23 protein-coding genes are annotated in these 24600 nt (G+C 43.9%); 9 read left to right on the top strand and 14 right to left on the bottom strand.

From position 1 onward, the window contains the following. Positions 1-9: 9 nt before the first annotated feature. Positions 10-1494: an aldehyde dehydrogenase gene (locus tag DFP79_RS07805; protein ID WP_133503376.1), complete on the bottom strand. Its 1485-nt coding sequence runs from the start codon at positions 1492-1494 to the stop codon at positions 10-12. Between the two features lie 250 nt (positions 1495-1744). On the opposite strand from DFP79_RS07805, the gene DFP79_RS07800 reads away from it, so the two are divergent. The 4 genes from DFP79_RS07800 (at position 1745) to DFP79_RS07785 (ending at position 5496) form a co-directional block, all read left to right on the top strand. Next, positions 1745-3037 (top strand): flavin-containing monooxygenase, encoded by a 1293-nt coding sequence (locus DFP79_RS07800; protein ID WP_243730229.1) that lies wholly within the window; start codon positions 1745-1747, stop codon positions 3035-3037. A 28-nt stretch (positions 3038-3065) separates the two neighbouring features. Continuing rightward, entirely contained in the window at positions 3066-3485 is a 420-nt protein-coding gene (locus DFP79_RS07795) for a RidA family protein (protein WP_013797028.1), read from the top strand. 13 nt (positions 3486-3498) lie between these two features. After that, a complete protein-coding gene (locus DFP79_RS07790; protein ID WP_133503374.1) occupies positions 3499-4173 on the top strand; it encodes a DUF1028 domain-containing protein in 675 nt (224 codons plus the stop codon). 372 nt (positions 4174-4545) lie between these two features. Next, positions 4546-5496, top strand: a complete 951-nt coding sequence (locus DFP79_RS07785; RefSeq protein WP_133503373.1) for a LysR family transcriptional regulator — start codon at positions 4546-4548, stop codon at positions 5494-5496. 33 nt (positions 5497-5529) lie between these two features. On the opposite strand, the gene DFP79_RS07780 is transcribed toward DFP79_RS07785, so the two are convergent. The 6 genes from DFP79_RS07780 to DFP79_RS07755 form a co-directional block, all read right to left on the bottom strand. Further along, a complete protein-coding gene (locus tag DFP79_RS07780; protein ID WP_133503372.1) occupies positions 5530-7122 on the bottom strand; it encodes an ABC-F family ATPase in 1593 nt (530 codons plus the stop codon). Positions 7123-7231: 109 nt separating this feature from the next. Continuing rightward, entirely contained in the window at positions 7232-8446 is a 1215-nt protein-coding gene (locus tag DFP79_RS07775; protein ID WP_133503371.1) for an MFS transporter, read from the bottom strand. Between the two features lie 101 nt (positions 8447-8547). Beyond that, the gene (locus DFP79_RS07770) at positions 8548-9528 is read right to left on the bottom strand and encodes an aldo/keto reductase (RefSeq protein ID WP_133503370.1); all 981 of its coding nucleotides are present in this window, start codon (positions 9526-9528) and stop codon (positions 8548-8550) included. 72 nt (positions 9529-9600) lie between these two features. Further along, positions 9601-10509, bottom strand: a complete 909-nt coding sequence (locus DFP79_RS07765; protein ID WP_133503369.1) for a DMT family transporter — start codon at positions 10507-10509, stop codon at positions 9601-9603. Positions 10510-10594: 85 nt separating this feature from the next. Beyond that, on the bottom strand, positions 10595-11128 hold the full coding sequence (locus DFP79_RS07760) for a DUF2937 family protein (protein WP_133503368.1): 534 nt from the start codon (positions 11126-11128) through the stop codon (positions 10595-10597). 148 nt (positions 11129-11276) lie between these two features. Next, positions 11277-11522 carry a thioredoxin domain-containing protein gene (locus DFP79_RS07755; RefSeq protein WP_133503367.1) on the bottom strand — a complete coding sequence of 82 codons (246 nt, stop codon included), beginning with the start codon at positions 11520-11522 and terminating at the stop codon, positions 11277-11279. A gap of 328 nt (positions 11523-11850) precedes the next feature. On the opposite strand from DFP79_RS07755, the gene DFP79_RS07750 reads away from it, so the two are divergent. From DFP79_RS07750 to DFP79_RS07735, 4 genes are all read left to right on the top strand, one after another. Next, the gene (locus DFP79_RS07750; protein ID WP_133503366.1) at positions 11851-12585 is read left to right on the top strand and encodes a dienelactone hydrolase family protein; all 735 of its coding nucleotides are present in this window, start codon (positions 11851-11853) and stop codon (positions 12583-12585) included. 82 nt (positions 12586-12667) lie between these two features. Further along, a complete protein-coding gene (locus tag DFP79_RS07745; protein ID WP_133503365.1) occupies positions 12668-13180 on the top strand; it encodes a CesT family type III secretion system chaperone in 513 nt (170 codons plus the stop codon). Further along, positions 13180-15150 carry an NEL-type E3 ubiquitin ligase domain-containing protein gene (locus DFP79_RS07740; protein ID WP_133503364.1) on the top strand — a complete coding sequence of 657 codons (1971 nt, stop codon included), beginning with the start codon at positions 13180-13182 and terminating at the stop codon, positions 15148-15150. The genes DFP79_RS07745 and DFP79_RS07740 overlap by 1 nt, the downstream gene beginning before the upstream one ends. A 179-nt stretch (positions 15151-15329) precedes the next feature. After that, on the top strand, positions 15330-16973 hold the full coding sequence (locus DFP79_RS07735) for an FMN-binding glutamate synthase family protein (RefSeq protein ID WP_133503363.1): 1644 nt from the start codon (positions 15330-15332) through the stop codon (positions 16971-16973). Between the two features lie 151 nt (positions 16974-17124). On the opposite strand, the gene DFP79_RS07730 is transcribed toward DFP79_RS07735, so the two are convergent. Both DFP79_RS07730 and DFP79_RS07725 read right to left on the bottom strand, forming a co-directional pair. Further along, complete coding sequence (locus DFP79_RS07730) at positions 17125-17592, bottom strand: DUF2059 domain-containing protein (RefSeq protein WP_133503362.1); 468 nt, start codon at positions 17590-17592, stop codon at positions 17125-17127. Positions 17593-17916: 324 nt separating this feature from the next. After that, positions 17917-18537, bottom strand: coding sequence for a DsbA family protein (locus tag DFP79_RS07725; RefSeq protein ID WP_133503361.1), 621 nt, complete (start codon positions 18535-18537; stop codon positions 17917-17919). A gap of 215 nt (positions 18538-18752) precedes the next feature. Here DFP79_RS07725 and DFP79_RS07720 point away from each other — a divergent pair, with 215 nt between their 5' ends. Next, positions 18753-19652: a LysR family transcriptional regulator gene (locus tag DFP79_RS07720; protein WP_133503360.1), complete on the top strand. Its 900-nt coding sequence runs from the start codon at positions 18753-18755 to the stop codon at positions 19650-19652. A 23-nt stretch (positions 19653-19675) separates the two neighbouring features. On the opposite strand, the gene DFP79_RS07715 is transcribed toward DFP79_RS07720, so the two are convergent. From DFP79_RS07715 to thiI (DFP79_RS07690), 5 genes are all read right to left on the bottom strand, one after another. After that, positions 19676-20458 carry a phytanoyl-CoA dioxygenase family protein gene (locus DFP79_RS07715; protein WP_133503359.1) on the bottom strand — a complete coding sequence of 261 codons (783 nt, stop codon included), beginning with the start codon at positions 20456-20458 and terminating at the stop codon, positions 19676-19678. Positions 20459-20516: 58 nt separating this feature from the next. Beyond that, positions 20517-20996, bottom strand: coding sequence for a GNAT family N-acetyltransferase (locus DFP79_RS07710; protein ID WP_133503358.1), 480 nt, complete (start codon positions 20994-20996; stop codon positions 20517-20519). Between the two features lie 195 nt (positions 20997-21191). Next, complete coding sequence (gene thiI / locus DFP79_RS07705; protein WP_243730228.1) at positions 21192-21626, bottom strand: thiazole biosynthesis protein; 435 nt, start codon at positions 21624-21626, stop codon at positions 21192-21194. A gap of 51 nt (positions 21627-21677) precedes the next feature. Continuing rightward, complete coding sequence (locus DFP79_RS07700) at positions 21678-23750, bottom strand: S8 family serine peptidase (protein WP_133503357.1); 2073 nt, start codon at positions 23748-23750, stop codon at positions 21678-21680. Between the two features lie 508 nt (positions 23751-24258). Beyond that, on the bottom strand, positions 24259-24600 hold a 342-nt coding region (thiI, locus tag DFP79_RS07690; protein ID WP_341777641.1), incomplete at its 5' end, for a thiazole biosynthesis protein.

Below are 24600 nucleotides of genomic sequence, written 5' to 3'. Positions count from 1 at the left end.
TTATTTGATCTAACCGAGTTTAATCCAAGTAGTTTTTAATTGAGTAAACTTGTCGAAAGCATGCAGGGAAAGATCACGGCCAAAGCCAGACTGTTTATACCCCCCAAAAGGAGTCGACATATCCAATGCATCCATAGTATTTACGGAAACCGTACCCGCTTTAAGCCGCTTGGATACCAAATGAGCGCGGTTGAGGTTAGTCGTCCAAACCGACGCGGCCAAGCCATAAATCGAATCATTTGCTAACGCGATCGCATCCTCTTGATCGTCAAATGGCATAATAACGACCACAGGGCCAAACACTTCTTCGCGGGCAATGTTCATTTCCGGTGTGACATTGTCCAAAATCGTTGGCGGAACAGAATTGGTCGTGCAGTCTCCCAGACCACCCGTCACCAAAGTCGCCCCTTCGTCCAACGCCTCCTGAATAAAAGCGCGGACTTTAGCTGCGTGATTAGAATCAATAAGCGCCCCAACTTGGGTATCTGGATCCATCGGATCACCAACCACCATAGATTCCGCTTTCACTTTCAACTTTTGTATAAAAGCATCTTTAATACTGCGCTCAACTAAGATTCTTGAGTTTGCAGAACACACCTCGCCTTGGTTGAAAAAGATCCCCCTCGCGGCATGTTCCACTGCATTATCCAGCTCACAATCGCCAAAAATGAGATTGGGGCTCTTACCACCTGTTTCAGGCCATACGGGTTTCATATTGGATTCTGCAGAGTAGCCCATCAGCAACTTTGCCGTCGGCGTCGACCCAGTAAAAGTAATGCAATCAATGTCGTTATGAAGACCCATTGCTTTACCAACAATGTGTCCGTGTCCCGTCACCACGCTCAGAACCCCGTCAGGTAATCCGGCTTCCTTGGCTAAGGCCGCAATACGTAACGCGGTATGAGGAGACTGCTCAGCGGGTTTCAATACAACTGAATTGCCTGAAATTAGAGCGGGGGCTAACTTCCAAGCCGCCAAATCTAACGGGAAATTCCACGGAACGATGGCGCCGACAACACCAACTGGCTCCTTGGTAATTGTCGCAATGTTTAAACCGTCTGTTGGCGCGACTTCACCGTATATTTTATCGATGGCTTCTGCATACCAATCAAAACACGCAGCGGCGCCCAATATATCGACATTCATTGCATCCATGATAGGCTTGCCCACGTTTATACTTTCTAGTAACGCAAGCTCTTCTTGATGTTCGCGAATCAGTTCAGCTAAGCGCTTCATTACGGCTTTACGGTCTGAGGGGGATTGATTTGCCCAAATGCCCTGCTCGAACGAATCTCTGGCATGTTTTACTGCCGTATCGACATCCTGTTCAGTGCACGCAGCCACACTCGCAATTTGTTCTTTTGTAGCGGGATTAACCACCGCATACGTTTCGCTATTTGACGCATTAACAAACTTCCCTGCTATAAATGCGCAGGATTCAATCTCTAAATTAGCGTTTTTTTCAAGCCAATATTCTTTTGTATATGAAGACAAACCACTAACCTCTCAAATGTTATAGTTAGGGAGGCATCTCTCCCTTTACGTATGTATACCCTATTCTAAAAACATACCCATTTATCAATTGAACCTAAATTATTATTAAATAAACTCCTAAATAAGTTTTATTAATTCGATCAAGGTTACATAACATTTTTCAATTCAACGATTTAGATAATCGTATTTTATTAATAATTCGACCTACCGTAACCTTCCAGTCATCAGTGCAAAAATCTTATGCATAAAGGTGACTAAATTGAAATTAGATAACACAGTAGTTGATACGCTAGTAATTGGCGCAGGTCAGGCAGGGATTGCAACCAGTGAACACCTTACTGCCCTTAATGTTCCGCATATTGTTGTAGAAAAAAATCGGATAGCGGAAAGATGGCGCTCTCAACGCTGGGACTCGCTGGTCGCCAATGGCCCTGCATGGCACGATCGCTTCCCAAATCTTCAATTTGAAGGGCTTGACCCTGATGCATTTCCAAGTAAAGAACGCGTAGCGCGTTACTTTGAAGAGTATGTTGAAAAGTTTAATTTACCGGTTTACACCGACGTCACGGTAAAGCAGGTCTCAACGCTTGAGGGAGAAGCAGGGTATGCAATCGAAACCAGTAAAGGGTGTATAAAAGCCAAGCGTATTGTATGCGCAACTGGGCCATTTCAGAAGCCATCCATCCCCCCGATCGTGCCCGAAATTACCGGCCTAAAACAGCTCCACTCGTCTCATTATTTTAATCCAGAGCAGCTTGATTCTGGCGCCGTACTTGTCGTTGGGGCAGGCTCATCAGGCGTTCAAATCGCGGATGAAATAAACCGATCAGGTAAAAAGGTCTACCTTTCTGTAGGACCACATGACCGCCCACCACGTTCATATCGTGGCCGAGATTTTGTATGGTGGCTTGGCGTGTTAGGTAAATGGGATGCGCCCGCTGCTGCACCGGATGCAGAACACGTTACGATCGCCGTAAGCGGCGCACACAAGGGTATAACAATCGATTTCAGAGAACTTGCCAATAACAATATCACGCTATTAGGACGCACCCATGCATTCACGAATGGCACTCTGAGTTTTTCAAACGATCTTGTTCAAAACATTGAGAAAGGTGATGAAAACTATCTTTCATTGCTAGAAGAAGCGGACGCTTACATCGAGAAAAATGGGTTAGATCTCCCAGAAGAGCCCAGTGCAAAACGAATTTTACCTCAGCCAGAATGCATGCTAAATCCAATTCGTGAGCTGGATTTAGCCGCATCAGGGATCACCTCTATTATTTGGGCAACCGGTTTTAAGTCAGATTACAGTTGGCTGGATTTAGACGTTTTTGATGATAAAGGTGCTCCAAAACATCAACGAGGCGTCACTGCGTTGTCTGGAATCTATTTCGTGGGGTTGCCTTGGTTATCTCGTCGTGGATCAAGTTTCATCTGGGGATGCTGGCACGATGCAAAATACATCGCCGATCACATTGAAACTCAAAGAAAGTATCACGAGTACGAATGCAATATTCCAGAACCAAGCGTTGAAATTGCCTAACTCCATCATCCGTTAATAGGAAAAATACATGCCGACTCATACTCGAATTCGTATGTTTAATACTAAAGAAACCTACCCTAACCAATCGCTTGATAATGATCTATGCCAAGCCGTTGTAGCAGGCAATACCGTGTATGTTCGCGGTCAGGTAGGTACTGACTTTGACGGTAACCTTATTGGCCTAGGTAACCCTCAAGCTCAAGCAGAGCAAGCCATGAAAAACATCAAACAATTGTTGGAGGAATGTGGTTCGAATTTAACGCACATAGTGAAAACAACCACTTATATAACTGATCCAAGATTCAGAGAACCCGTCTATAAAGAAGTCGGCAAATGGTTGAAAGGTGTCTATCCCATTTCAACTGGATTGGTCGTAGCCGGATTGGCGCAGCCTGAATGGTTGATGGAAATTGATGTTATCGCAGTTATCCCTGAAAGCGACGTATAAACTGGAGTCCAATATGACCTTTTCTATCGCAGGTTACTGTAAAAAAACAGGCATGGTGGGAAGCGCAATCACATCATCCAGTATTTGTGTTGCAAGTCGGTGTGCATTCGCAAAATCCGACGTCGGTGTCGTGTTGACACAAAACGTCACGAACCCTACTTTAGGTCCGTTCGGTCTTGAGCAATTAAGCTCCGGAGCCACGCCTGAAGAGACGCTTGAAAAGCTAAAAGAGCACGAAACCTATATTGAATATCGCCAACTGGGCATTTTAAATGCTCAGGGCGAAGGCGTTACATTCAGCGGAGAAAATGCGCTAGGAATCTATGACGAAGCGTCTGGCGATGCGTGTATTGCCATGGGAAACCTTTTGGATAACTCTGACGTTCCCGCTGCAATGATCGCTTCCTTCGAAAGTAATGAAGATTTACCTCTTCCACAACGACTGCTTTCTGCATTACAAGCAGGGTTAGACGCAGGTGGCGAAGCAGGTTCAGTACAATCTGCAGGGCTTCAAGTTTACTCAAAACCAAGTTGGCCTATAGTGGACTTGAGAGTGGACTGGCACGACGCCCCACTGTCAGAGCTTCAGGTTTTGCTCGACATGTATGAACCTCAAATGAACGATTACATATTGCGAGCCGAGTCTCCAGCACACGCTGCGAGCTACGGTGTACCGGGTGACTTGTAGAGAGATTTGTAACCATTGCCCGCTTTTTCTTAACCGACATGCTTTCTTAACCGACACCTCCTGTTAACCGATGTTCTTACGCCGCTTTGTGCATTGATCTCATTAAGGTCAATGCACAAGGCCGATCCGCTACGCGCGCACTGTCATAAAGCAAAACCTACCTCAAGGTTACAAAACACCGCATTTTGATGTGAAAAAGCGCAAATATGCGACGTTTGTAGCTTCAAAAATTGGCAAAACAATTGCATTTAAAATTCAAAACCCAGTCGCGGTTAGTATTTGTTTTATCAATGCTAACGACGACTAAGGCAATACGTCAAAATGCGTGCTAATCCAAGTTGATGCAATAGACCATAATTAGGGGTACAACCAATGGCGAACAAATTCACACTAAAACAGCTGACCTACTTTGTTCTTGCCGGAGAACACAGCAGTGTCACTAAAGCAGCCGAGCTTTTGTTTGTCTCCCAGCCTTCGATTTCCTCTGCGATCCATCACCTTGAAGACGTTACAGGCTTACAATTGTTTATTCGTCACCATGCTCAAGGGTTGTCTCTGACCACTCAAGGATGGCAATTTTTCCACAAAGCAAAAGCATTACTAAAAGGGGCGGATGATCTGTCTCAATTTGCTCAAACGCTTGGCACGGAAGTTTCCGGTTCTTTGAGTATTGTAGGCTTCCCTACATTTACTTCTTTAATGATGCCTTCGATGCTTAAAGAGTTTGTTGATCAATACCCTGCCGTAAACGTGCAATGCGATGAAATGCACCAAAGAGATTTGATCCAAGGGCTCATTAACAGTAAATACGAATTGGCAATCACTTACGATATGCAACTTCCAGCCAATATTGAATTTATCCCTCTTATCAGCCTGCCCCCTTATGTCGTTGTAGAACTGAATCATCCGTTAGCTAAGAAGAAACAAGTCTCTATTCATGAACTCGCAAAACACCCAATGGTGATGTTGGATTGGCCAATGAGCCGAGAGTATTTTAGCTCTCTATTTATTGGTCAAGGAATCGAACCTATGATTAGCCATAATGCTCATTCGTTAGGCATGGTGAGGGGCATGGTCGCAAACGGTTTCGGTTATTCCATTTTTAATACACCAGTGCACAGTAATGTCGCGCTGGACGGAACAAAATTCGCGTCAATTCCATTAAAAGAAAAGCTTATGCCATTAACGATGGGCGTGGCGAAATTAGAACAATCGCAGCTCACGCCAGCAGCAGAAGCGTTTGTAGAGGTTCTGAAAAACTTTGCATCCGGCATACTGGCGCCAAGCCAAGAAAGCTCAGCGGAAAGGAAAACAGCCGTTTAAAGGAAAACGCCTCTAAACGGCTGTGTTAAATGCTTAACCTTCGCTACGGCTAGCAAGGAACTCGTCGTAGTTGCCTCGGAAATGATCCAACTTCTTGTCTTTGATTTGAATGATTTCAGTAGCAAGAGAGGAAACAAACTCACGGTCATGGCTGACGAAGATCAAAGTACCTTCGAACATATCAAGCGCCATGTTCAAAGACTCAATGGATTCCATGTCTAAGTGGTTAGTAGGCTCATCCATAATCAGCACGTTAGGCTGTTGCATGATTATCTTGCCAAACAACAAACGGTTTTTCTCACCACCAGAACAGACTTTCGCTTTCTTCTTGATGTCATCAGAAGAGAACAACATACGCCCCAAAATGCCACGAACAGCTTGGTCATCGTCGCCTTCTTTACGCCATTGACTCATCCACTCAAAGATCGTCATATCATTCGCGAAGTCATCATTACTGTCTTGTGGACAGTAACCCAGAACCGCATTTTCGGCCCATTTAACCTCACCTTGATTAAAGTCAAACTCAGACATTAGGCCACGTAAAAATGTCGTTTTACCAACGCCGTTTTCACCCAGTACTGCTAATCGAGTTCCTGCTTCAAGCATTAAGCTTCCGCCACTGTATAGCGTTTCGCCATCAAAACCGTGACCAATGTTTTCAAGTATCAGCGCTTGGCGATGCAGTTTCTTATCTTGTTCAAAACGAATAAATGGATTCTGTCTACTAGAAGGCTTAATGTCTTGCAGTTGTATTTTATCCAATTGCTTAGCACGCGATGTGGCCTGCTTGGCTTTCGATGCATTCGCAGAAAAGCGCGCAACAAACTGCTTTAACTCAGAAATTTGAGCGGATTTTTTAGCATTAGCCGCCATCATTGTTTCACGCGCTTGCGTAGAAGCCAGCATGAAATCGTCGTAGTTACCTGGGTAAACACGAAGCTCGCCGTAATCAATATCCGCCATGTGAGTACACACAGAGTTCAAGAAGTGACGGTCATGGGAAATAATCACCATGGTGGATTTATAATCGTTAAGAATCTCTTCAAGCCAACGAATCGAATCAATGTCCAAGTTGTTGGTAGGCTCATCAAGCAACAATATATCAGGCGCTGAAAACAAGGCTTGAGCAAGCAATACACGAAGCTTCCAACCCGGAGCGACTTCGCTCATTGGGCCAAAGTGAAGCTCTTCGGCAATACCGGCACCCAGTAGAATTTCGCCTGCACGGCTTTCTGCACTGTAGCCGTCCATTTCAGCGAATTCACCTTCCAGCTCAGCCACTTTAATGCCGTCTTCTTCGCTCATTTCAGGCAAGCTGTATATACGATCACGTTCTTTTTTTACTTCCCAAAGTTCTTTGTGGCCCATAATAACGGTATCAATCACAGAGAACTCTTCGAACGCAAACTGATCCTGATTCAGCTTACCAACGCGTTCATTTGGTGTAACTGACACGTTACCTGCTGTCGATGCAAGCGACCCATCCAGAATCTTCATTAGCGTGGATTTACCGCATCCATTCGCGCCAATCAGGCCGTAGCGGTTGCCATCTCCGAATTTAACGGAAATGTTTTCGAATAAGGGCTTGCTACCAAATTGCATGGTAACGTTAGAAACAGTGATCATGTGCTTTCCAAAAGTAATTTGACGTATCAGGTACGAGAATTGATTAATGAGCGTACTATAAAGGCTACAGGTTAAAAGTCTATGCTAAGGCCATAAAAATCTTCATCCGTTACGAGAGAGGGTCCGGTTTGACCCTCGTAGCAAGCAGACTCGCGACGCTTCCTAAAAAGCAAACACATAATACAACAGTTACCAAACCGTTGATGCCAAAAGCGGCAATTACCGTAGCGTATAACGGCGGCCCCATTGTTGCCCCTAAGTTGCCCAGTTGAGCGATCAAGCCATAGCCATTCCCCTGCTCATACGAATTACGTGCCAGTTTTGGAATCATTGAAAGAGCGGCGCCGGGCACTAAGCCTGCGCACAACACGATGAAACAGAAGATTATGCACAAAAGAGTCTGATCCGATGAAAACAGTTGTAATAACGTCGCACCAATACCAAGACCAATGTAAGCCACCAGCGCAACCCGTTGCGGTGTTAGCCAATATTGTGCGATTGCGCCTGCTAAAAATGTGCCGCACGTACTGATCAATGGCAAAACAATTTGCATAGTCGCGCGTATTTGCTTGTCTTCAATAAAGTTCGGCACATAGGTCAAAATCGAGACCAATGTACAGGTATAAAATAAGAAAACCACACTTGGCAGCAGTGTTCGAGGGTTGCGGTAAATGGCCCACAGTTTTGTAAAGTAGGGTTCGTTATTTACTGAGATCGTTGAACGATATCTGGATTCGTTCTTATCCAGAATCAGTACTAATATTAATGCCATAGAAGAAATAAACACCGCATGACTTAGATACAAACCGGCTAGACTGTATCTCTCCAAGATGTCATTACCTATCCAACCGCTGATCGCGAAAGCCACACCAAAAAATGTCCCCCACAACCCCATCGTAATGGACTTATGCTGCGGTGCACTCAATATCGCGATAATCGTTGGCGCAGCCACAACAACCCCAAGCTGCGAAAAGCCTTCCAGTAAGCGAGATATTAAAATCCATTCAAACGATGGCAGTAAAGACTGTGAAAAAGACAACAAGGCTCCGATTAAAAGAGCGCCTATCAGAACCTTAAAATACCCAATCTTATTAGCGAATATTCCAGCTGTCACACCGAATATCAATCCAATCACACCGACAATAGACAGAGACACGCCACCCAAAGTTGGCCCAACTTGGTAGTGCTCTAAGAGTTGATTATAAGAAATGGAAAACTTCGAAAACTGCATTGCTGCAGAAACACCGGATAACCATATTAAGACAACGGCCAACCAAGAAGTGCTTTGCTGATGTGTCATTGTTTGTTTGACCGATGATGTCATTTAAGAATCCCGCTTTTAATTTGGTACAGTTGTTTTCGAACCGCCTATATTACTGAAAAACAACCTATTAAAAGCAGGATATAAAAAGGAATCTCGGCGCTTTAAATACCACCCCGAATATGATGACGTACTGAGAGTTTATAAAACGTCGCAAGCTGTTGATGTAGCTCAACGGACAGAGGAGGTAAACCTGACGCTTTAACATTCCGCAGAACTTGTGAGGCTTTTGTCGAACCGGCTATAACACTGGAAACCTGAGGGTGATCCAAGATCCAACGTAAAGCGAGATCCACCAGCTCCATTCCTTCAGGAAGCAGATCTTTTGCCTGTTCCGCTAAATCAACACCCAACTCATAAGGAATACCATTGAAGGTTTCTCCCACATGGAAGGCTGCTCCGTCACGGTTATAGTTTCTGTGGTCTCCCTGTTCGAACGTTCGAGCTTTCGTCATATTCCCAGACAATAGACCACTGGCTAGCGGTAAACGAACAATAATACCCACGTCGTTCTGAGCCGCTATCGGGAACAATTCCGTTGTCGCATCCTGTCGAAAAACATTGAATAAGATCTGCAATGAGGTCAACGCAGACGATTCACAACAAAACAGTGCTTCATCCAGCATTTCGACACTTGCGCCAAAGTGCTTTATTAGCCCTTCTTTTTGTAAATCTTCCATCCAAGCGATGATATCACCATCAAACAACACATCACGCGGTACACAATGAAGCTGTGCGAGATCCAGCGCCTCCACACCTAAGCGTTTTGCAGAATCGGCTAAGCTTTCTTTGATTGACGCTTTTGAATATCCGTTCGGATAAAGATTTGAGTTTCGTCCTACTTTTGTGGCAATGACTGGAACCGTATCAAACGCTCTTCGCCACTTACCTATTCTTTCTTCTGACAGGCCTACTCCATAGACATCTGCAGTGTCAAAAAAGGTAATTCCTTGTTGATAGGCCGTCGTTAAAATATCGTTTGCTACCCCATCTTCAATTGCACCAAAGTCGTTCCCTAGCTGCCAACAGCCTAAACCTATCTCTGATACCAGTAATCCTGATTTTCCCAGTGTGCGTTGGTACATTTTGCCTCCTAGAAATCAATTTTTTATTTTTGTTCAATCTAACTATTACGAGATTAGATCGACGGTCCTGCATTAAGTGAATTGTTTAGAGTCTGTTTTTAATTGCATTGAGCCCAGTACCTCAACCAAACATGCACTCAGAATTAAAACCGCCCCAAACCACTCGATGGTATGCATACGCTCTTCCGGTAGAATAATGCTTGCCGAAATCACAGCGACCATCACTTCAGACATCATCAATAGCCCAGCACGTCCCGGATTAATGACCTTTTGCGCCCAAAATATCGCAGCCACAATCGGCATTAGAATCAACAATGAAAAAGAGAACATCACAAGACCAGCACTGTGAGTCAGATCAACGTCGTCCATTGGCGTAGAACCTAAAAAATAGCCTATTAACAATGCGCCGATTACAGTGAATGAAAACTGCCCCAGCGCCATGCCGGGAATAGGAATACGATTATATCTACGAACCATAGACGCCCCGAACGCCCAAAAAATACCTGAAAGAAACGCAAGTATGTCGCCTTTTCCTTGCTCGCCCCAATCCCCACCCGACAGTAACAACACCATTCCTAGTAGACCTACGACAACCGCTAACCAACGAGTCCATGTCACACGCTCTCTTAGCCAGAAAATCTCAATGAGCGTCGACCAGACAGGCGTTAAGTAAAACAAAAGCGTCGCTCTAACGACGGAAGAATAAATCACGCCAGACGAATACAACGCGATTCCAAGCCCTGTACATAACCCAATTAAACAAAGTGCTCGCCAGTGCGTTTGATAACGATGTCGAGTCATGCCAACCATGATCAATAGCGGAAGAATGGCTGGCAAGCTCAATAACACGACGGCCGTAACCCCTTGAACACCTTGAGATTCCAAATAACGCAGTGGAATCCAATAAACGCCCCAAAATGCAGCCGCAAAGAAAGCAACGAGTGAGGCAAAGTGCGTACTCGGATTTTTAAACGATATCATGGAAGTATTCGAGCCTATACAGTGTGGTCGGCGAATTACGTGCAGAAAAGATGCCAAACATTCGTCCCAGTTAACGGCTATTTTTCTACATTCTACTCGTGCGTGAAGAAGGGTCTCGACGAACCTTATTGCGACTAGCTCTCCTAGATACAGCAATAAATGGCCAAGTCAGTAACAAATGGATAATGAATGCCACTACAACGCCAAACGTTAAACCGGTCGCTGATAAGGGAATGCCAATTTTAAAATGCTGAATGGTTTTTTCTAAATAAACGTAGCGTGACGGATGCAACATAAAAATAGCTTTATCAATCAGATGACCATCGTTAAATATCTGAATTCCTTTCGACAGTTCATCAAACAAATCAAGCGTAAGCAGTTTTTGATGTGCATCCTCTCGAACACTTTTCACGTCATTTTGAAGGTGGTGATCAATCATAGATCGTAATGAAGAATACTCGTACTTTTTGGCGGTTGCTTCGTAACCTTCTACCTGCCACTTTGTCGACTCATACAGTCCCGATAGAAACTGCTGATAATGATCAACCAACAAAGGAACTTGAAGAGCCAATAACAGCGCCGTTCCAAACAGTAACTTATCTAATATGCGGCCTATCATCTCGTATCACACCCTCTAACCCAAGGAAGTCAAAGCAACCTTAACACAGTTTTATGACTGTAGAGCTCCTTACTCTCAGACCGCTGTGCCTGTTTACAGTGGGAGGGCTTGTTCTTGCCTCTCTTTGTATTAAAAAGGTTAAATTAACTCATACAGACGTCAGCTGATTTTGTAAATCACGAAGGTTGCCCACATATTCAGAGCCGTAAAATAGCTGAGGAACCTTTGCAAGCTCCAACCCAATCATACAAATGAGTTCTGCTTTAGATATTTTTGAAGAGGCTGTCGATTCAATGCTTACTGTTTCAAAAGCAATATTGTTACTTGCCAATGTGTCTTCCGCCAAGCGGCAGGATCCATCACGAGTGGCACAATATAAAGTGTAGTTTTTCATCACATATCTCCTAAAGTCATTTTGAGATACCGGTAAAACCCCGTACCCAATAAACATTACTTTAAGAGACTACATCAGTTTTATAAAATTGATTGATTTCATAATACTGATTTTAAATAACTATTATTAATTACATCCTAAGGAACCTGCGAATAATTCAGTCTATAAGTCCCTCTGCGTTGAAGATATCGAAATTATCCATCAGGGCTCTTGAGCATTGGCTCGTTAATCAATACGATTTGGCTCAATGGCGATTTCTGCCAGCGATAATCTACATCTCTTTTAGAACATTGATTCACTCTCTCAAACAACACTGGCGAACATCACTATGATCATTCAAAAACACAATGAAACGCTGACAACACCCACCGGCGATATGCAAGTGACCGTCTACCGGCCCAATGCTTCTGGAGCTTACCCTGCGATTCTTTTTTACTCGGAAATTTTTCAGCAAACGACTCCGATTGCTCGCAGCGCGCAAATACTCGCCGGACACGGATTTGTGGTGCTCGTACCAGAGATATTTCACGAATTTAACCCTCAAGGAACAGTACTCGCCTACGACGATGTTGGAAAAGACAAAGGCAATGCAGATAAATTTAATAAGCCTTTAGAAAGTTACGACTCAGACAACCAAGCGATGATCGATTACCTAAACGATCAGTCTTTTTGTACAGGGAAAATTGGCAGTATGGGCGTATGTATCGGTGGACATCTAGCCTACCGAGCTGCGCTTAATCCAAGTATTAGCGGGGCTTTTTGTCTTTATGCGACGGATCTCCATTCCAACACATTACCGTGCGACGAAGGCAACCAAACACTAGAACGATGTGGCGATATTGAATGTGAAATGGTCATGGTATTTGGAAAGCAAGATCCCCATGTATCACCCGAAGGCCGCCGTTTGATCCACGACACTATGACGCAAAATGGGGTGGATTTTTCATGGAATGAAGTGAATGCCCAACACGCCTTCATGCGAGACGAAGGAGACCGATACGATGCGGCGCTGGCCCTGCAAATGTACCGCAACGCCGTGGACTTCTTTCACCGCTGCTTATAGGCCTCTATACAAACGAATCGGGAACTGGGTGGAATAAATAACCACATAATTAGTCCACCCACTCGACAGCACTCGATTCGTTATGCACGCAAAAGACGCTCGAACATGGCTTTTCAATTCTCTAAAGACACGCACGCTGATTTCAGGAAAAAGCACTGAAGACTTTTTTGACCAATACGGTCAGGCTCATTATTCGCTGTCGTGTGGTCAGGTATGTCTTTTTAGTATTCCGGATCACAATGCAAAATGGCACATTTACACACTCTTAAGAGAGCTTGATCCACAAAAAGATGGGCAATATTTATCGCTCGCATTGGCGCTCAACCTAGAATGCCTCGCATCCTCTCAGGCACGAATTGGCCTAAACCTCGAGTCCAACCAATTGCTCCTACAGACTGTAGAAGAACTGAATAACCCTTCCCTTGACCCTGATTCAGTTTTAACGACGTTTTCATATTTATACGACAAGGTAATGTACGAATTATCGAGTTTAGATCTCAGCTTAGACAAAGCAAACCAGGTGGAGACACTGCGCGCAAACAATTCGTCGTACCACGCATTCCAGTTGCAACAGTCGATAGAAGGGATTCGCTAATGCCGTCATCGATAACAAACAATCCAAGCACAAATGTCACTCTGCAAAATACCACTGCGACGGAACCCCCTCAAGCTAGCTCTTCATCGGCGTCCAACCTTTCCATTCCACATTCATCACAAAATCATTCATCAATAACGAGAGCTGCACATCATGAACGTGCGCTAGATTCGTACTCTTCCAATATTGATGCGCCAGCGAAGAAAACCCGAACGCTGTTTAAGAACCCTCTTTCTGCGTTTAAATCGACCCCAGAGAATCAGCCTCTGCAAAAAACGCTCAAAAACTGGGTTAACGATGCGCCAGATTCATTGGAAAAAGAGTCGCGTCAGGCATTAAAAGAGCAAGTAGTGCGCTCGTTTAACGATAAAAACCAAACGGCATCTGAAGCGATGAACTTATACGGCCGCAAAGTAAGCTCACTGCCCGATATCTTCCGCCACCCTCATGTAAAAGAACGAATCACTTCCATTGAAATAGAGAAGTGTCACATTGAACGCTTACCCGCTAGCTTATTGAACCTGCCTAAATTAGAAGTACTTAACTTAAATAACAACAACATTGGCGAGCTACCCGAAATTGGCGATATGCCAAGCTTACGATCACTTAACCTTTCTGATAACACCCTTACTTCGCTGCCTGACAGCATTGGAAAATTAACTGACCTTAAACGCATCAACCTCGAAAACAACCAGCTTGCCGAGCTGCCCAGCACGCTCTCGAACCTAACGCAGTTGCAAAGCTTAACCATTAGCCGCAACCCCATCTCGGTCGTACCTGACGCTCTGAATCAGCTGCCTATCACGTCATTAAAGGCGACCCAAATGAACTGGAATACCGTACCTTCGAGCGTGACGGCGATGAAATCGTTAACGAGCCTTGCACTTAGCCATTCTCCCATTAACACGCTTTCTCCTGAAATTGGTCAGTTATCTCGACTCAATTACCTTGAGCTGGATCATATGCAACTGACTTCCTTACCTGAAGAAATACGTGCCCTTCCGAATCGCTGTCACGTTAATCTTACGGGCAATCATTTGTCTCAAAACGTCGTATCGAACTTAATGGCCATGCGAGAACAAGGCGGGCCACGCATCGAGTTTTCCATTGCAGACACGGATGAAGACAGTCGGGCACGTGAAGCGCTGCCACTCGTGAAGAACGTAAACAGCTGGATTCGTTTAGATAAGAACCAAGAACACGTTTGGAACTCGTTCGAAAAGCAAGCGGATACAGGCGCAATGAACCTATGGTTGGCACGAATGCCACGAACGGCCGAAAACCAAAATACGCAAACTCGCGCCGTTCTTCATGAGCGCATGAAAGCAGTATTAAGCCATATTACCGATGCGCTGGTGACGAACGACATGCAACGAGTATCGCCTTTTGTAGAATGTGCAGAAGAAGCAACGTCAAGCTGTCGGGACAGAATTTCAGTCGGTTTAGATAACATGGAAATGATCTATCATAACCAACGCGCCGACGCTGGGCACTATACATTCGATCAGCTAAAAACGCTGGGCAAAGAACTCTTTATCAAAGACCAAGCAACTAACATCGCGACTGAAAAAGCCAGAAAACTCATGATGGTTGACGAAGTCGAGGTTCATCTCGCCTATCAGACAGGGATTAAAAGTGCCTTACATCTAACATTAGGCAACTCCGAAATGCTGTATCAAGCCTGCTCTCAAGTAACAAGCGAGGACATAAAAGACGCTGTCGCCAGCATTAAACAAACATTAGAAGAAAAGGAACCGCTCGCACAATTTCTAGCACAATGGACGCCCGTTAAAAATAAAATCATAGCGTCCGAAAACGACGAGTATTTGTCGATTCAATCTCAATTTGAGAGCAAGCTGGAACACGCAGATCAAAGTGGCGATTACAAGACGCTGAACGAATTAGGAACGCAACGCGAACAAGCCATCCAACACTTTTTGGTGCAACATATTCTTAACCACGACCTCTAAGCTATTTCACCTCACCAAAGCAGATTCTGACGTTCAAGACATCAAATCAAATTGAAAACACCTTAAGTGCACTATTTTTTGGACAGCATGTACACAACTTCGTGTTAATCTTAGAAAAGCTAAAAAACCAATAAGAACAAGCTGATTCTACAAACGTCACTCGCTGAAGGGTTCACTCCATGACAATCATGCAAAAGGCCTTCTGGCTCATCGCCAGCCTAGGTAACTTAATCTCTCTATCTCTATATTTGAGCACCGCCAATGTGTTCTTTTTGCTCTTATTTAGCGGGACACTTTTATACACCGTCGTCGGCTTATACGATTTGTATGTCGGTCCACACAGCTTAAATAGACTCTACCCTGTGGTGGCTTACATACGCTACTTTTTAGAATCTTTTCGAGTCGAAATACAACAGTACTTTATCGCCAACGATACCGAAGAACGACCATTCAATCGCGAACAGCGCTCGTTAGTGTATCAACGTTCCAAAAACGTACGAGACACCATCGCATTCGGCACGCAACGTGATTTAATGGAAGAGAACTACTTAAGCCTGTGGCACTCTCTTGCTCCGAAGAAGCTCGATCATTCTGAAAAACGCGTCACGATAGGCGGTCCAGACTGTTTATTGCCATACGAAGCATCGCACTTAAACATTTCCGCAATGAGCTTCGGGGCACTCAGTCAAAATGCCATTGAAGCCTTGAACCTCGGTGCTCACAAAGCGGGCTGTTACCACAATACAGGTGAAGGCGCTGTTAGCCCTTATCACCTAAAACACGGCGGTGATCTTGTTTGGCAAATCGGTACCGGGCTATTTGGTTGTCGCGATCACGACGGCCACTTCAATGAAAGCTCATTTAAAGACATGGCCACACGCACATCGATCAAAATGATTGAAGTTAAACTCAGCCAAGGCGCTAAACCCGGACACGGCGGCGTACTGCCGAAATCCAAAATTTCCGATGAGATCGCGGCAATACGTCATATCCCAACAGACAGAGATTGTGTCTCTCCCGCAGTGAATCCAGAATGCTCAACGCCCATTGATCTGCTTCATTTTATAAAACGACTTAGAAATCTAAGTGGCGGTAAACCAGTCGGTTTTAAGCTGTGTATAGGCAACCCAGCGGAGTTCCTTGCCATCTGTAAAGCCATGCTACAAACAGGTATTACTCCGGATTTCATTACGGTAGACGGCGCTGAAGGCGGCACCGGAGCCGCGCCGGTCGAGTTCAGTAATCGTCTTGGTATGCCCTGCTTAGAAAGCGTTTACTTCGTTCACAATGCGCTCATCGGCTCAGGGTTAAGAGACAAGATCCGTATCATTGCTTCTGGCAAGACCGCATCAAGCTTTGATCTGCTTTCTAAACTGGCGGTTGGAGCCGACTTAGTCAACGCAGCCCGAACCATGATGTTCGCCTTAGGGTGTATTCAATCTCGTCACTGCAACACCAATCTTTGTCCTACGGGCATTGCGACCCAAGACCCTGCACGCTCAAAAGCGATCGACGTGACAGATAAAAGTAATCGCGTGAAAAACTTCCACGACAATACACTCGAAAGCCTCTACGAATTGATTGGCAGCATGGGATTAACCTCCCCAACACAACTCAAACCACATATGCTTAAACACCGATCCGTCAACGGAAAGCTCAAACCGATAGGCAGCCACTTCGCACCATTAACTGTGAACGCTTTAAATGAAATGCCTGATGACATGAATAGCCAATGGAAACAATGGTGGAACCAGTGTCAGGCTCATACGTTTGAAGTAGAAGAGGAAGTGTATATCTTTAACGAAGCCGATTTGGCGAGCTAACACAGCATGTAAATAGGCTTAGAATGGTCAATATAACAATAGGATGTATTAGCAGCGTAATGCATCCTATTAATAACGAGACTGAATAAAACGCTTCTTTGAAGCCGCCATGGATGTCGACTTCAAAGATTTTTAATTTGCTACACCGTCACTAATTAATACCGCGCTTTTCTAAAAACAGTGTGACGCGTTCCATGAGTTTTGCTTGTTTAGCTTGCCCTTCTTGCATACCAAGTTGCGCACTTAATTGCATTAATTGTATAGATTTTTCTAGGAACTTTTGACCTGTCGGCGTGCTATAAAACTCAGTAACCTTTCTCATTTCGTCATCGCTAAAAGTTTGCGAATACAATTTTTTTATTTCGTTTGTAAGTCGTTTTCGATCAATATCTTCGTTAAACCAAGTTCGAAAGACCTCTCTAAGCTCTTCTTTTCCCTCGTTATCTAATTGAAACTTCGTAGACATTTGGTCAATTATCGGCAACATTGCTTCAAACCCACCAGCCATCTGCTTCTCCATATCCATAACCCTAAACAGTTCATCTACTGGTGTTTCTTGAGCTACAGCAGGTGTCGCTAATGTAAAACACAGCAATGGTATTATTAGAGCTTTCTTCATCCTATATCCTTATATATAAATCTTTTGGTAACGTCGCTATGCTGTCACGAATATAACCATTCACTGGACAGACGCTTAGTTATATCTGAATTTGAGAACAAAGGGAACGCACTTAAGTTTGTTACAGGGCCGTTGCCGCTTTGGTCACTTACGGGCACTGCAACTCAGGGCGTTTAGTCCCCGTTACAGAGATCGAAAACCTTCCATTCTGAATTTAGCTCATTGCAGTCTCTGAATATAAGATTCTTAAAATAAAGAACAAAAAGCCACTACCTAGAATTATCTGATCGTGGCTTTTGTTATGTCACTATTATCCTGCTTCGGTTACACCAAGCTGTTTAAGTAGTCTTTCCATTCTCTAGGCTTACCGTAATAAGAACCATGCGATAAACGGAATAGCTCTCCGTCTTTTTCGAGGATTAAAGTAGGGTAACCGCTGACTTGTAACTGATTCATTAGTGTATGGCTTTCTTGGATTGCCTGAATCATGACTGGCTCAGCATCTGACATTTTTTCTTTCCAAGTTGCTTCATCAAGGCCCAATGATACGGCTAACTCTTGTAACACCTCGGGCTTCTCAAGCGCTTTAGCTTCTTGATAATGCGCCGATTGAATTGCCTTTAGCATGACATAGGGTTCGATGCCCATTTCTATTCCAACCAGAAACGCTTGAGTTGGTAGGTACGAATCGATAATAAACTCGTCAGGGCTTGCTACTTTAGCCTTATATGCCTCTCCAAAGTGCACTTTCGTCATTGCTGCAATTTGAGCATCAGCCTGCAATATGTGCTGTCTGAATGACGGCTCAATCGCACGCTTCGGAATCATACCACCGGGGTGGTAATCGATTTCAAATTCAGATGTTTCAGAGAGTATTTCGATTAACGATGTTGCTCCGTAACACCAGCCACACATTGGATCGAAGAAGTAATGGACTTTTAGCATTGCACTTCACCTTTACGCACTGTCGCTGTGAAAGCAGAGTGAGCGATAAGGGCAGATGCCGCTAACGAAATTGTTTTTTTCATGTTTGAGCCTCTTCAAAGAGTAACTTTTTAGTTTATATGGCTATCATAAAAAATTGACTCGTTCGGAAAAACACTCAAAAATGACCATTATTGTTTCGTAAAACGTTCTAATCTTTTGTTAGGAGTAAGGAAATGGATCGAGTCACTGCCGCTAAGGTATTTATAGATGTCGCCCAATCGCGCAGCTTCACGATTACCGCAGAGCGTTTAGACATGTCTCGGCCAATGGTGACTCGCTATATCGAAGCAATGGAAGATTGGCTTAAGATCCGGCTGTTTCATCGTACTACGCGTAAAATTTCTCTCACGTCGGCGGGAGAAGCATGCTTAAAAGACGTGGCGCTCTGGCTTGAACAAGCCGATAAAATGACTTCCTTAGCAAATGAGGGACAAGAGCTGTCAGGGCTCATTAAATTAACGACCAGTATGTCGTTTGGTTTTTCTCAGCTCATGCCTGCTATTCAGCTGTTCATGGAGACGCATCCTAAAATACGAGTTGATATTGACCTTGAAGACCGCGCTGCGAACCTAACGGAAAAAAGCATCGACCTCGCTTTACGAATTGCGTCTAATCCAGATCCGTCCTTGATTGGTAAGCCCATCGCACTTTGCGAATCCGTGCTTGTCGCTTCACCCGCTTACCTAGACAAAACTCAAGCGACCTTAGGAAACATCCAACAACCACAAGATTTGGCTAAGCATGGCTGTTTAGGCTACAAAAACTTTGAACAACATATTTGGCATTTAGCAAAAGCCGATCAATTCGAATCCGTCACTGTCGATTGTCGCCTAACCATCAATGAAGCCACGGCGTTACTTCATGGAACGCTCAATGGCGCGGGGGTTAGCATGCAGCCAACCTATTTAGCGAATCAATACATAAGCGATGGCAGGTTGGTTCATGTGTTACCTGATTGGAAGCCCAAAGCTCTGAATATTTATGCTTTATACTCTTCTCGAAAGCACCTTTCTCCAACAGTGCGAGCGTTAATCGATCATCTAGAGGCGTATTTTCAGGATCATCCTTGGTAAGTGGTTTATTCAAAGCATATTCTCTATTTCGCGTCGATTTCTCGCGCCAATCTATACCACTGATTATTAGCAATATGGTCTATTTCTTCGTCTGTCGGTAACACTTGAGGGTCTAAAAAGACTGATACCAAAGGGTGGAATTTACCAACACAAAGATCGAAAGCCATACGTTCTGAATTAAGCTCATAGTTGCCTCTGTGTATCATTTGAGCGTTGAACACCAACACATCTCCTCGTTTAAGATCAAGTAACACGGAGTCAGGAAGCGATTCACTGTTGTTATGACCGTTCAACTCGAACCGCACATTTCGCTCTAACTCTGTGTCCCAACGTTTATGAGTACCTGCGACAACCTCAACGCCCTTTTCATCAATCAGTGGAATACGGATATGAAGACTTAACATGAGGTGTTGCTCATCACTTTGCACTGAATCTTCTATTGGGCTGTATTGCATGTCTCTATGCCAATAGGGAAGGCGCTCACTATTCGATGGGTTAAAAAAGAGCTGCGTATTATGAAAATACAGGCCAGAACCAAAGATGCTCTCAAACGTTTCAGTGAGCTTTACTGAAGTAATCGTGTTGAAAAATGCCACTCTCTGGTCAGGAGCATCTTGAAAATACTCAGGGTGTGTTAACGAATGCATGTTAACCAGCTTTCGATCGAATATGGCAGCCTCATTCTCTGACCGCCATTTTCGGTAAATACGGTCAACATGCCTACCCAACAAAGCGATCTCGTCCTCGCTAAAAAAGCCTACAAGAATAACGTATCCGTCATTTCCATAGTGCTCTATTGGTTTCACTCCCCCTCCCGCATTACACCAGTGGACTAGTTCACACCGTCCCTAGTCCCTCATTGTTTTAAACTTTGTAACTCATATATTGAACGTCAAAAGGAAGATGCGGAAACGTTTTTATTTCACCTTCAATGAAACCCAACTTCAAGTACCAGTTCTTGAGTTTTGTATGCTCAGCAATGATACCAATACTAACCCTTTGAATATTTTTGGTTTCAGAGTATTGGATAATGTGCTTCACCAACGCTTCTCCTATGCCACTTTGTCGGTACATTGGAAGCACCGAAAGGCGGTTTAGGTAAGCAACACCAAGTCTTGGACTCTCAAAAGCAACGCACCCGAGACCTACACTATCCTTTTCATACATAAAGTATTCTTCACCACGTTGAAAATCGGCTAAAACCCAATCTTTATTACAGAATGAAGGATGTTTAGGGTTATTTTCGATGTTTATACCAAACTGTTCGGCTACATCCTTGTTTGACTCGCTGATAATCCATGAGATTACCTCAGCATCATCCTCTGTCATCAACACTATACTCACTGTATTTTCCTTTACCTTTTTTCTCGTTTACTTCTTCCTTTCTACGCTGATCATTGAAAACTGGCAAGTCTGCTTTCTCGGAACGATAGTCGTATAGTGCCGCCGCAGATATTTTCTCTGCTCTGACAAAAAAGGCGTATTAGCTTTACACTAATACGCCTTATGTTCTGACATCTGTGAAATGACGAGCAGTGCTTAAGGGAGATAAACACCGACGTTTTCGTAACCGCGTCCTAGCAGTTGAGAAGCGTGTATTCTGCTCATTACGCCTTTGCCACAGTATAGAAGGTGTGTTTTGTCTTTTTCGACTTCAGGCCATCCTGATTCTAACCTGAAAAAAGGAATTCGAACGACTGGACGTCCTGAAACTTTTAGCGGCTTGCGCTCTGCTTCATCTGGATGACGAATATCAACAATAACTTCATCACCAACAGGCATGCGCACGACAGGGATTTCACCTTGATATTGCTTTTCGACATCATCCATTACGTTTTGAATTGAAACAACACGAGCACTGTTTACTGCGTTTTCCAATACCGACATATCAAACTTGTTTTCTTCTTGTTCGATACGATGCATTTTTGCACGTGCGGTAGGTTTTACAGAAATCACGCCACAGTACTCAGGCATGCTCGCCGCAAACGGCTCAGTTCCAAGATCAATGGATTTATTAATTTCATATTATGGACATCCATTTTTTAGTGTATTGACTAACATATTTACGTCCAACAATCCTTGTCCATATTTTGATGGATCATACCCATCAAAATCTCGATTTGCGGTTTCCAAAAGCACATTAGATAAAGCCGAGTACGACGAAGACGGGCATATATTTTTAGCTTTTGCCATCGCTCGCGTAACAAATGGTTGTGCGAAACTAGTCCCAGACTCCCTTGAAACAGCGGCATTTCCAAATACCGTAGTAGTTGCCTTCCAGACATCCACACCCAACGCCATAATCCATCTGGCTTGCACAGCAGGGTTGTCTCCTGGGTATGCATAGGTGTCTTTAAATACGCCGTCAGCATCCACAGCACCAACAAAAAGGGTATTAGCTGCTTCGGGGTCATCCCACACATAATCAACGGTAGGACGGTCAATAATTACCTGAGAGTAATTCTGCCCTGAATTGCCTGCTCCCCACACAGAAAAATAGCGATCGGATACGAATTCGTGTGTCGCGGTTCGATAATTGGCAATCTGACTAACCCCAAGCAAAGAACCGTTTGGTATTTGGTTTGGAAGTTCTTCAAAGTCTCCGCCTCCACTAAGTATCTTAATAGGAGCGCCATTGATCGATGTAATAATCGATGTAACTCCCGCACAATGCGCTCCGTTCATAAGTCCAGACCATTCTACGCCTTGCTTCCAGCGCATTAAATTCTTGTCCTGTTGAGAAGTGATATCTAACTCATAATAGCGGTCTTGATCGAAGTAATAGCGTAACCCGACTACCTTGCCAGAAATGAGTTCGTGATCTGGCTCACATACCTCGTCTTCGCTGATCACTGTGTAGTCCGTAGAGTAGTCGAAACTCTCTTCAGTAGCAGAATCGAAACCATTCAGTTCCAACTGATGCTTCAGTTGATCCGTTACCTTTGGCGGTATACTGGAGTAAACATTACAGACTCGATCTATCGGCAAATATGAGTAATCACATTGGTGATATTCACCGTATTCCATGGTAAAAACACATGAAAAAGTATAACCATCTGAGTTATCTGAACAAATAGGGCTGCGGGTGGCACTATACATGAAGGTATGATAAGGATTACCCTTATCCCAATCATCCTCAGAATCCAACACAGATTGAAGCTCTGGTATATCAGAGAGCCAAGAAGATGGTTTAGCGATGCCAATAGCAGGGTAAAAAGAGTTAGGAGAAAACTCTTCGTTTAATAAAAACTCTATACTACTTAGTTTTTTAAGTTCAAAACTAGCAGTCAATGTAGGGCTATTATTGCTAAGCCCAGACAAATCGATAAAAAAGCGTGTTTTCTCACCTTGCTCGTTTGCGTAAATGCACGCAAAGTAAGAAGGCTGTATAAACGAACAAGATTGCTCTTGTGTTGTACCTACCGTATTTACAATGTAATCTAGCTCGCTATAACGCTGTATAGTTTCAGAGGCCACTTCATATATTTTTGCAGAACTGCAAGACCTATCTGAAATAAGACAGGTTTCAATCGTTCCATTGTATTGCGAACCTTCTGTTGTCACTTTTACGCATTCAGTCGCCCCACAATTAAAGCCCTCATTTTCTTTCTGATCTGTCCAACTAAGTTCATCATATGAATGAACAACTGAGTAGCTGGAATTATCATAGCTGAGAGTGGACGTGACTGAATAAATTGAATCGTTCTTATTGTAAGAACAAGTGTAAACACCCGCTTCGATATCACATTGGCTGAGTGAAGCGCCCGACATGCTTGCAACACTGGAAACATAGGACTCTTGCGTCGTTGAAATATACTCAGATAGGCTTGAGGAGGAACAAGCTTCTGTCGAAATGGTACACTGTTCTCGTGTGCCGGATAGGGATTCTTCTTCGGTGACTGCTAATTGATAGCAAATATCTTGGGTTGTATTACACAAGTATCCTTCTGCTTCCTTCTGTTTAACATAGCTTGTTTCTTCGCTATCATTTCCACCATTAGTAGGGGTGGTAGAGGCAGTAGGCTCATCACTGCTGCTTCCACCGCCACAGGCTGCAAGAGTGGTGGTAAACAATACTAATAGCGCAATTCGTAACATATAGATTCTCCCTATCTTTGGCGATATTTTACACGCGTTTTGTTCTAATGACTAAGGAAGGTACGAATAAGTCTTATAAGACTTCAGTCTTATCAGAGAAACAGCCTATCAAGGCGAGAGTGAGCAGGAATGTTGATACCTTTCAACCACTCTTAACGAAGATAGGTTGATTCTCTGAAAGATCCAAAGGGCGCGGGCTAAGCTCTCTTTAATTCTTTGTTAACTTTCTTGCCAATATGCTCAATATTGGACAGCGAAACTTGCCTCGAATAAAGAAGAGTTATCCACATGCTAAAGCCAGTGGACTTGTTCACACCTTCCCTAAACAGCTAAGGGTTGAATTCAAGAACCATGATTCTATCAAAGTGATTTCGGTCGAGACGTTATATGTTGAGACCTTTGTACGAAGTGACGAGTAAAAGGCCTCTTAGGCGGTAAATGAAAAAGGCGTATTAGCTTTACACTAATACGCCTTATGTTCTGACATCTGTGAAATGACGAGCAGTGCTTAAGGGAGATAAACACCGACGTTTTCGTAACCGCGTCCTAGCAGTTGAGAAGCGTGTATTCTGCTCATTACGCCTTTGCCACAGTATAGAAGGTGTGTTTTGTCTTTTTCGACTTCAGGCCATCCTGACTCTAACCTGAAAAAAGGAATTCGAACGACTGGACGTCCTGAAACTTTTAGCGGCTTACGCTCTGCTTCATCTGGATGACGAATATCAACAATGACTTCATCACCAACAGGCATGCGCACGACAGGGATTTCACCTTGATATTGCTTTTCGACATCATCCATTACGTTTTGAATTGAAACAACACGAGCACTGTTTACTGCGTTTTCCAATAC

The organism is Marinomonas balearica, assembly GCF_004362145.1.
Lineage (GTDB): Bacteria > Pseudomonadota > Gammaproteobacteria > Pseudomonadales > Marinomonadaceae > Marinomonas > Marinomonas balearica.
Note: the sequence above shows the minus strand (reverse complement) of the source record. Positions and strands in the feature narration are given on the sequence as shown.